The sequence below is a fragment of the SAR324 cluster bacterium genome (assembly GCA_029245725.1).
Classification (GTDB): Bacteria; SAR324; SAR324; order SAR324; family NAC60-12; genus JCVI-SCAAA005.
The window spans coordinates 1-11,066 of record JAQWOT010000361.1 but is presented as its reverse complement, the minus strand read 5'-3'; the positions used below and the strand labels follow the sequence as shown (position 1 = coordinate 11,066).

Below are 11,066 nucleotides of genomic sequence, written 5' to 3'. Positions count from 1 at the left end.
TTCAAAAATAGATGCTGGAGATTCTTGGTCCACGCTAGAACCAGGTGTTGATTCTGTCGATACAGATAAAGATTATACTGGAACATTAACAACAGTTGGACTTCAATTCGCTTTCTGAATTACTAGAAAATCAGCATTGCCACTTCAGATACGCAACCACCTCACTCCACCTACTCAATAATCTTCCTCCTGATAAACTTCCTGAAGTAAATTTTGGTCTCTCTGAAAAGAGAAACCAAGAATATCTGCTCGGTCGCCTTTCAATTAAAGACGCACTGGGCTCATTGGGATACCCACCGACTTGGATTGAGAGAGACCAACGTACAAAGACTCCTGTTTGGCCAGAAGGTATTACAGGCAGCTTATCACACTCTTCTGGATTAGCTCTTGCGGTGGTTAGTAATAGTCCACCAATTCTTGGCTTGGGTGTAGACTTAGAAAAAGCGAACCGAACCATAGATCTAAAAATTGAAAGGCATATTTGCACTCAGGATGAATTAGAGGATTTACATTCTCTCCACCCAGAAAATCACACCATTAGACTGCTGCTGACCTTCTCAGCTAAAGAATCATTGTATAAATGCTTCTTTGGCGAAATTCCTAGGGATCTTCTGAGATTTAAGAACGTGTCCCTGAAATGGGAATCAAATACATGGACCGCCCACTGGAGATTCCCATCTGAAAAAAAATATCCAATGGAGAAGACTATAGGTTATTGGGGCATGGATCTAAATTGGCTCTGGACGATCTGCTGGAGATTATAGAGGCTTTTCTGTTAAAATCATTCTCAGAATTCTTTAAATAATTATTTGCAATTAAAGCAATTATTTTCTATCATAGTTGATGATATTCATGAAGAAAACTAGTGATAAAGAGTCAATTAAATGCTTTGCACAGGTTCGAACCTGAACAAAAAGTATGAAGTTCATCGACTTGACATGAATAAATCAGGTCTTGTTCCACATAAATAAACGGGTATGAACTGAGAAAAACTAATGAGACTGGACGGAATTGCTTTGAATCAAAGGCTCTTGGATCACCAAGAAAGAAATTTTTTGGAAGCTGATCTACAGGTCTATGCAGATTCCCAAGAAAGCCCAAAACTTTCCAAAAGTGCTAACAGGATGATGTGGTTAAGAGAATTTGTAGAGGGATACAATAATTGGAGTGGACTTACATTCAGGCATAACCGCTACCCCTTGCAATCATATTTTGTAATTGATGGACTGCGAAAGAGTTGATCTGAGTTGGTTGATCCGCTTAGGATCTACGGTCAATTCTCTTATTTGGTCGAATGCAGAAGTAGTGTAATTCTAGACTATTCATAACACACTGAAATCAATATTTCTTAAGTAGTCTCTGTTCGATTCTGCCACATCCCGTGCTCCTGTATTAGTTCAATTAAATAATCCACTGCTTTTTCCTCTGGAATATTTTTTCGTACACAGTTTTGTCCCTTATACAAACTGATCTTTCCAAATCCGGAACCAACATACCCGAAATCGGCATCAGCCATTTCCCCGGGACCATTCACCACACATCCCATTATCCCAATTTTGACACCCCTGAGGTGTTCTGTTTTCATTTTGATCTTCGCTGTTGCTGTCTGAAGGTCAAAGTGAGTTCGACCACAAGATGGACATGAAATGAAATCGGCTTTATATGTTTTCACCCTCGCAGCCTGAAGCAATGAAAGGATCATCTCAAGCGTAGGGTCATTTTGATTAGTGGTAGGCACAATTAAACCTCGTACCACATTCTCAAGAATCAAGGCCCCTAAGTTCGCAGCCAAGCCCATCAGTTCATCCTCATTTTCAGTCAGAGATAATTTCACGAGAAATACAGGATCAAATCCGTTAGTATCTGAAATCTTTATAAATTTATGGATTCCGTCAATATCCATTTCATCACTTTCGACAAGGATCACTTTATTGCCAGTGTTTGGGTTCCTAGAATCAAAGGAATGGAGATTCGGAAAAATTTCTGATTCCCATTTTTTCTGATTCCAAACCTTATCGAATGGTTCCGATGGAAGGTCCTCCAAAACAAAATCTGCGATGCCCATAAGGCGGAACGGAGATTCTCCACCAAGTTTGATCCCATCAATTTCTATTTCATTATAGATGTTATTTGATTGCTTTTTGATTTGAATAAGCACAGTTTTTCGAGGGAATTTTTTGATCCCATTTAAAATACTTCTTGCGGCGGGGATTTCATTCGTTGCTGGTTCAGTCAGGGAAACTCTAATTGTATCACCAATCCCATCTAATAGAAGAGAGCCGATTCCCAAGGCACTTTTCACCCTACCGTCAATCCCGTTCCCCGCTTCAGTAACTCCAAGATGTAACGGGTAATTCATCCTTTCAAGATCCATTTTTCTTACAATTTCTTGATAGGCTGCTCTCATTACGATGGGGTTAGATGCCTTCATTGAGATGACTGTCTCAAAATATTGATGCTTTTCCAGTATTCGTAAAAATTCCATCGCAGATTCAGCCATACCTTCAGGAGTATCACCAAACCGGTTCATCACACGGTCTGATAGGGAACCATGATTAGTGCCGATCCTAAGACTCCTATCATATTTCTGGAGTTGCTTAATTAGCGGGAGGAGTTTTTCCTCTAACCGTTGCAACTCTTCTTGATATTGAGCTTCAGAATATTCCCTTATTTCAAATCGTTTTTTGTCAGCATAGTTACCAGGATTAATTCGGACCTTTTCCACAAATTCTGCAGCATTTACAGCTAGTTGAGGATTGAAATGAATATCAGCAACCAAAGGTGTATTAATCCCTTGATTGACCATTAATTTTCTTATTTTCGGAAGTGCTTCCACAGATTTATGATTTGGGACTGTGACTCGGATAATTTCACAGCCTGCTTGAAATAATCCCTCCACTTCTTCAATAACTTTTGGCAAATCGCAGGTATCACTGGTTAACATGGACTGAATACGTATAGGCTCTTTGCCACCAACCAAAACATCTCCAATACGAACTACTCGACTTACTCTTCTAATTTCTGATTGCATCAGGTTGGCATTCACTTAAAGGATTGCTAAAATTATTTTTCAAAACTTAATTCGACCTAAAGGCTTCCAAAGATTTTTGCAAAGTCTATAGTTTCTGTTTTGTGGAGCAAAAATCGAGAAGATCGGTCTTAGATTTGCAATTTTACCTGATCTTCCTCAATGATCAATAACCTACCAAAATCAGGTACCCGATGAACTGGCCACCACAATGGAAGGTCCTGTGGCTGGGCGTTTTGGTTTCCTTGCCAGGATTGGCCTCTGCCGCCTGTGGATTGCCCGACAGCCTTAACGAAAAAAAACAATTTGCCTTCGCTGAGAAGATGATCGAAGACGGGCTGTTGACTAGTGCCCGCGATTATCTTCAATGCTACCGTGCCAGCAAACCCCATGGCGAATTTCGCTTTGTCGCCATGAAATTAGAGGGCGAAGTCCTTCTTCAAATGGGGGAAAGCTATTGGCCTCAAGCTCAAATTCTTTTTGAAGAGTGGCTTCAGGAAAATCCAAACGATTTGGAAGGAGACTTTGCTCGCCTTCAGCTTGGCAAGATCCATTTTCGCTTCGACCGTCCTCAGGTAGCTGAAGAGACCCTCTCATCAATTCCTTCCTCTTCAAGCCTTTATGGCCCAGCAAGAAATTTGATGGGGCAAACACTATTTCAAAGGATGCTCCGCTACCAAGAGAAAAACGCATCCACTCAAGCTAACGATTTGGCGCCCCGAATTGCGAAGTATCATCAAGAAGCCTTACAATATAGCCTGACAGAAAAAGAATCACAAATTTCAAACTATCAGGCAGGCTACACCCTCTATCAAAACAAACGGTTTAACGAAGCTCTCCCATTGTGGGAAAACTATCTTGAATCAGCAGAATTATCTAAAGAAACCGAGGATATCCGATATCGTGTAGCAACAATTCACCAAAGTCAGAAGAATTGGCTTCAGGCAGAACAACGCTACGGAGAATACGCGATTTCGAAATTAGACTTGCCTCAAGAAAATAGAGTTCAAGCTACATTTTGGTGGGGAGAAGTGGCTTTCCAACGTGCCGCAGAGCAACTGGAAGCAAGTTCGAATAGTGGCACTCTTGATCCTGCCTTTGTCAAAGAAATTGTTCCTCGTTACGAAAAGTATCTTGCAACAAATGATAGCAATTATCGTCCACTTGCCGCCTTTCGACTTGGCCAGCTATACCAATCAATTGACCAGCCCGAACAAGCAGTTAATGCTTACCAACGATACCTGGAAACTGAAGATGACGCCTTTCAGCAAGAAGCTCATTATGAACTTGGAATGCTGTATGCCCGGCAAAACGAACCAAAGCTAGCCCTCGAACAGTTATTGCCATTACGAAGTCAGGAGCGATACCACCAGGAGCCAGGCTTTTGGACAATGTTGGTTCAGCAATATGATTCAATAGGCAATAAACCGAACGCAGAACAAATTCTGCGGGATGCATACAATAACGAGTCGTTCCAGAGAAACACACAGCTTCGTTTCTTACAAGAATTGGCTAATAGGCAGTATGACGAAAAACGCTGCCTTGAACTCCTAAGTGAACTGGCACCCATCTCAGATTCTTCTTCAATTCCCGAAGCTAAACGTTTGATTTGGCAAAGGGGATCGTGCTTCCTACAGGAAAAGCAATGGGGGCTAGCTAGAAAAGACTTTGAAACACTGCTTGAAGATCCTGACTATCAGGAAAGTTCCTTTCGAGGAATGTTGGTTGCGAATCAACAAATGCAGGATACCTCTGCACAACTTGAACTATTTGAATGGGCTTCAAATAAGTCTACTCCTCTATTACGGGATCAAGATTGGCAGGCTTGGGTGGAGACACTTCGCATTGAAGAGGATTGGTTCGGACTACAAAAAGCATATATTAAGTGGGATCAGCAGCCTGAAAGCTCAGTTCGCATAACGCTGAATCATCTCCTTCAATGGGCAGATGCAGAAAGGAGGGTTGGAAATCCACAAACTGAAATAGCACTACTTGAGCAAGCACTTTATCTTCTTCCAGACAATGCTGAACCTCCAAGAGAGCAATTGGTTCGACGCCTTTCTGAGATTTACCTGGCTAGCAAGCAACCACAGAAAATCCCACCACTCTACAAAGTTCACCTCTTGGCTTTGCTTCCTGAAAATTCACTGCTGTATCGAAACTATGCACTGCAACTTGGGGAGGTTCTAGCAATTGATCTTCAGCAATCTGAGCAGGCATTGCCTTGGTTGGCAGAGGCGGATACTGGCAGTGATACCCCAAATGATCTGAGGGCTGCAGTTTTGCGAGCAAGTATTTATCAAAAAATTGGTCAACAGTTGCTAGCACTCCCGATTTGGGAGCGTCTTGCTCAGCAGGAGGTAGAGCCGAGTTTGCGTTTTCAAGGAAGCTATCAGTCAGCCATTCATTATGATCAATTAAATGATGTTCCAGGGGCACTTGTTCGGTATGAAAGAGTTCTAAACACACCTACTACAGATCGAGAGCAGCAAGAGCTACTTGAAAACTCAAAACTTCGGTTCAAAGCTTTACGAAACCAACAATTTGGAGAGGACATCGCTAAGCTTCAAGAACAACAAGACTGGAGGGGAGTTGATAATCTCATTCGTCAAAACTGGAAAGGTGGTCTTGTTGAGGTCGATGATCCTTTGTTAAATGTCTGGGTTGGAGCGCTACAAAATCAAAAAGACTGGACGGGCATACTGAACCTATATAAAGAGCTACAACGAAAAGAATCCAACAAATTTGAAAGTATTTCAGACTTGATCTGGCAGGCAGAGGCAAATGAGAGCCTGAGCCGACCAAAAGAAGCCATCACTTTTTATGAGCGTGCTATCAAAAAGATGCCAGCTGGAGATGAACGGTTTGCAGCGATTTCCAATCGCTTAGCGGTTCTCTACGAAAATGGAGATGACTATCAGAAACAAATGAAAATTTATGAGGAACTCTATGCCCAAGAGAAATCACCAAAATTTCGTCAACAATACGCTCTGAAGGTTGGTTTAATAGGCTTGGATAAACTTCAAAATGATAAGCTTGCATCAGAATGGTTACAAAGTGCCGACTTGGGGGGTGTTGATGACACTGACCTTCGTGCTTCCATGTTGTTGATCGATATAGACCGTAAAAATAAAGATTTAGATAGTGCATTGAATCGATTGAAAGATTTGGAAAAACGGCCTGTGCCCTTGAGCAGTAGCTTTTTTTGGCAAATCCCTTTCCAGTTGGGGATTTTGCATCAGAATCGAAAAGAATGGACTGCTTCAAGATCATACTTAGAGCAGGTCGCTAATCAACAGCAAGATTCTGACTTGGCAACAGATGCGCAGCAGATGTTGCGTTCAGTGGATTCTGTGATTGCCAAACAAGAATTACAAAGTTTGTTGAATGATGAAAATTGGAAGCAAGTGAGTAAGTTTATCTCTGAGCAAGAAAGGCTTGACAACCTGCCTTTTAGTAAAGAGATTTTTGGAATTTGGGTTCAAGCTGAGACAAAACAGCAAAACTGGTCAAGAGTGCTTGAGCTTTATGGGCGACTGCAATCGATCTTGCCTGAAGAAGCTGAGAAAGTAGATGCTCTGTTGGCTCAGGGTGAAGCTGCAGAAAAACTTGGTGGGTGGGTCAAAGCTAGATCGTATTACGAGCAGGCGCTTTCCAAATTACCCAAAAAAGATAGCCAGAAAAGAATGTGGGTGATAGGCAGATTGCAAAACGTTTTTGAGCGGGATCCTCGTGAAATCAAATCAGATTTTCCCAAACTGGTTGCATCAGAGTTTGAGCAAATAAGTGATTTGGAGTCTAGAAAGCAACTCGCTGGCCTGATGCTTTATTGGGCACGTGAACAAAGTAAAGATTCGCAGTTAGAGCGAGAGTGGCTGCTTAAAATGGGCAACCTCAATGCGGGTGATACTTCTGTTCAGGCTAGATTGCGCCTAGCGGATCTATTGAATGAGGAAGGTAATAAAGCCCAGGCAATACAAGTTCTGCAGCCCGCTGTATCCTCTGATTTGAAGATTTCCTCCAAAAACTTTGTTCCAGTATATCTAAGGTTGGGTGATTGGAATCAAGATAAAGAGAAATGGCCAGAAGCCTTAAAATACTATCAATCAGTTCAACAGGTGGATCCAAAAAATCTTGATCCTGAAGTTAAGACCTATGTGGACTCACAGGTTTTGGGACTGCGGAAATATCTTGGAACACAAGAGTTGACGAATGCAATTGAGAAGAAAGATTGGCCACTAGTAAGCAAACTGACCAAAAAGGGTTTAAAAGATGGGACCCTCCAACCAGATGTGAATTTGTTACGCTCCTGGCTACAAGCTGAGAAAGAGCAAAAGAGATGGTTAGAGGTATTGGCTGTTTATGACCAATTAGAAAGTACAGATCCCAAATCTGTGAAAACAATCTTTGACTACCAAGCCAGAGGCCAAGCAGCAGAGTCTACAAAACAGTCCCAAAAGGCCCTAGAATTTTACTCGAAAGCCTATGAATTGGCTGAACCAAACGACAAGGTAAATTGGGCATTATACATTTCAGATAGACAGCAGGATGCAGAAGAAAAGAATAGATGGCAAAGCCTCGCTTATCAACAGACACCATCCGAGGAACAATTAAGCTTAGCTCAGAAATTAGCAAATCAAGCAGCTGAAAAAAAAGACTGGACCAATGAAAAATTCTGGTTAGCTAAGCTTGATAAGGGTGGTAATTCTGAAGTTGAGATGCAGGCAATGTGGAGGCAGGTAGAACAAGCAAAAACAAATAAAAATTCAAAAATTGAATTAGAAGCTCTCCAGAAAATTCTCATGCGTAAGCCGGCTGAAAATAGCTCATGGTTTACACTTGTGCACTACCGATTGGGTCAATTACATCTTCAATCCAAGCAGAATCTAGATGCGGCTCAATCATTTCTATTGGTAGCTCAGGCCGATTCTCCCAAAGACTATAATGAGCTGAAGCAGGCCGCCCTGCGACAGTGGAAATCACTTCAGCAGATAGACATCACAGACAAGTTGATCGAGTTGGAGAAAAAAGCAGACTGGGCAGGCTTATCTTATTTGATTAGGAAGGAGCAACTGGCTGGCACTATAAAGCTTGATGAATCAAATTTTTCACTGCTACTTCAGTCCGAAATTAAACAGCAAAATTGGAAAGGTGTCTTGAGGGCCTATCAACTCTTAGATCAAGAAGATAAGAAGCGTACGAATACTGCCGAAGCTCTTTTGATTCGAGCCCGGGCGACAAGACAACTCCAAGGCTGGAAGCCAGCTGCAGAGCTATACAAGGCAGCAATAAATGCACAACCAAAAAACAGCCACAGTGAAAGACTAAAGTTGCTTGATGAGGCTAGACCTGCTTTTGAGGAAACAAAACAGGTGAAAGAACTCGTAGGGCTTTATGAAAAAACCTGTCCCCAATTGAAATCCAAAGAAGCAAAGCAAGCTTGTGCAGAGGTAATTGTTTACTATGCACAGAATTCATTGAAGGATAATTCAAAAGCACAGAAATGGTTAGTAGAGTTGGACAAGGGAGGCAATAGTGATGCTGACCTTGCCGCATTGATGGAACAGTCGAATCAAGCTCGTAAAGAAGGGGATGTTAACAAAGCTTCTGAGACACTGAAGGAGCTCTTGAAGCGAAAACCTAATCTGAACTCTATTTATGCAGTTATTGCAAATTACCAGCTTGGAGCTGATCTTCAACAGTTGGAAAAGTGGTCTGAAGCTCGGAGATACTATGAGGCGGTTGTTAAAGCAAAATCGACTGATCAGAACAGAGAGTATCAGAAGCTTGCAACTCAACAAGTTGAACAGATTGATCAATATCTTTTCGGGGTGCGCATCCAAAATTATATTGATAAGCAAGATTGGAAAAATGTTAGTAAAGAGCTTAAGCCACTACTGGAGAAACAGGGTACTGAAGCCTCTGTCGATTGGGTAATACTTTGGCGCCAAGCTGAAATTGGACAGCAAAATTGGAAAGAGGCTTTAGCCACTTGGGATCTACAACACAAAGTAGATCCTGAAAGTTCAGAAACCCCTGAAGCTCTGATTCAGCAAGGCTCGTTAAAAGAGCAGATTGGTGATAATTCCGGGGCACTGGTTTCCTATCGAAAGGTTCTTGAAAAAGCTGCTGATCCATCTTCGGAAGCTCAGGCTGTGAGCCGCGTCTCTTCAATCTTGCAGCAACAAAGGAATTATACCGAACTTGTGGAGTTTTATTCACAAAGATATGAGAGATCTAAGGATCTACAGATTAAGAAAAATGCTGCTTCTGAAATCGCGACATACTACGCAACAGTTCTAGAAAACCCTGAATCTGCACGAATTTGGTGGGAAAAGGTAGATCAAGGAGGAGCAAGTCAGGAAGAAATCGCTGCAGTTTATGAGCTAGCCAAAATGGACGGATCAGTTGGCAAAACTGATAGTGCAATTCAGAGATTGGAGTCCTTGGTTGCCCGCCCCGTCCCAAAAAATACCCAATGGTTTGTCCTAGTTCATTATCAATTAGCCGCCCTCTACCATACGCTTGAACAATTTCCTGACGCCCTTCAGCACTATCAGGAGGTTGCTGCGCATCCTGAAGTCAAAGGTTTAGAACAATACAGAGATCTGTCTAATAAAACGGCTTTGCAAATTGAGGCTTATCTTGCACAACTGCAGTAAAATCGGGTTGTAGGTTTTTTGAGAACACGCGATTAATCACCAATACCAGCCAAACTCCAACTAAGACTATCAATAAAGCGGCGGGTGAAGTCAGAGCAAGTTGTTCGTTGGAAGCATATTGATAAACGTAGGTTGCTAATGTCTCTACTCCGAAAGGCCTAAGAATTAGTTTCGCAGGAAGTTCTTTCATCACCTCAACAAACACAATCAGGCTTGCTGTCATTAAACTTGATTTCAGTAGAGGGAGATGAATAGAAACTAGTGTAAAGCGAAGTTTTTTTCTGAGAAGTCTTGGCAGCCCGTCCATCGCCTTTGGAATTGCCTGAAAGCCGCTATCAACTGAACCGAATGTTACTGCGAGAAAGCAAATCACGTATGCGGTAACCAAAGCGAAGGCGGTCCCAGAGAATAATAAACCACTTGAAATCCCAAACCATTCTCTCATTAGTAGATCAATCACATTTTCGATTAAACTAAGTGGCCGAAGAACTCCGAGCGCGAGAATTGTACTTGGAAAAGCATAGCTGATGGTACCAAACTGAGCCACCCAGTTTGCGCTAGTATCTCGTTGAAGCCTGACTCCAAAGCCTATTAATAGTGCGAGCAAACAGGCAGCGCAAGATGCCATCAATGCAAGTGAAACTATCTGTTCAACAATTACCAAAAGCTTCTGGATCTCCCAGATTTTTTTGTCTAGTATTGATTTGCTGAAAAGAGCAATGACTGGGATCGCGAATCTAATCGTAATTGGAATAGCACAGCTTAACCAAACCGATACAGTTATTTGCCAACTAAGCTCTTTTTTTGCGAAATGTTACCCAAAGGCTTTAAAGAGAATCTTTGCGTTCTGCGGCTCCATCGTTCTGATCCGAGAAGGATAAAAACAAAAAAAAGAACAATCAGAGAAAGCTGAGAGGCAGCAGCCAGATCATTCATAAGCTATAAACCAAATACACCTTGCTGAGGGTGTTGATCCCAAAAAAGCTCACAGTTCTATAATAAGCAAGAACTTCCATTAGGACTAAAAACGCCCCTACGATTATTGCTGGTCTTGCTAGCGGGATAGTTGCACTCACTATGATATGTGACGTCGACTAGCCAAGCATTTTACCAATACGAAGTGTCTTCAGTGCATGGTTTAGGAAAGCTGTTCGGGCCAAAAAAAATATGTTTGGGTACAGAACAAAACTGAAAAGAAATATGGCTCCACCAAGCTAACGAATCTCATGAAACCAGTAATCCAGAGAACTTTTCAAAAAGAAGAAACTACGAAGCGAATTTTGAAATGGATCAGCATATTCTAAGAGGTCTGTCCAAACGTATGCCATTATATAGGCTGGCATAGCTAAAGGCAGCGTCAATAATGTACTGAGCAG

3 protein-coding genes are annotated in these 11,066 nt (G+C 41.9%); 1 reads left to right on the top strand and 2 read right to left on the bottom strand.

Going from position 1 to position 11,066, the window contains the following annotated elements; all coding sequences use genetic code 11:
- Nucleotides 1-1,348 precede the first annotated feature (1,348 nt).
- A complete protein-coding gene (gene ispG / locus P8O70_20155; GenBank protein ID MDG2199154.1) occupies nt 1,349-3,046 on the bottom strand; it encodes a (E)-4-hydroxy-3-methylbut-2-enyl-diphosphate synthase in 1,698 nt (565 codons plus the stop codon).
- A 176-nt stretch (nt 3,047-3,222) separates the two neighbouring features.
- Here ispG and P8O70_20150 point away from each other — a divergent pair, with 176 nt between their 5' ends.
- Nucleotides 3,223-9,690 carry a tetratricopeptide repeat protein gene (locus tag P8O70_20150; GenBank protein ID MDG2199153.1) on the top strand — a complete coding sequence of 2,156 codons (6,468 nt, stop codon included), beginning with the start codon at nt 3,223-3,225 and terminating at the stop codon, nt 9,688-9,690.
- On the opposite strand, the gene P8O70_20145 is transcribed toward P8O70_20150, so the two are convergent.
- The gene (locus P8O70_20145; protein MDG2199152.1) at nt 9,641-10,318 is read right to left on the bottom strand and encodes a hypothetical protein; all 678 of its coding nucleotides are present in this window, start codon (nt 10,316-10,318) and stop codon (nt 9,641-9,643) included. The genes P8O70_20150 and P8O70_20145 overlap by 50 nt on opposite strands.
- Nucleotides 10,319-11,066: the final 748 nt, after the last annotated feature.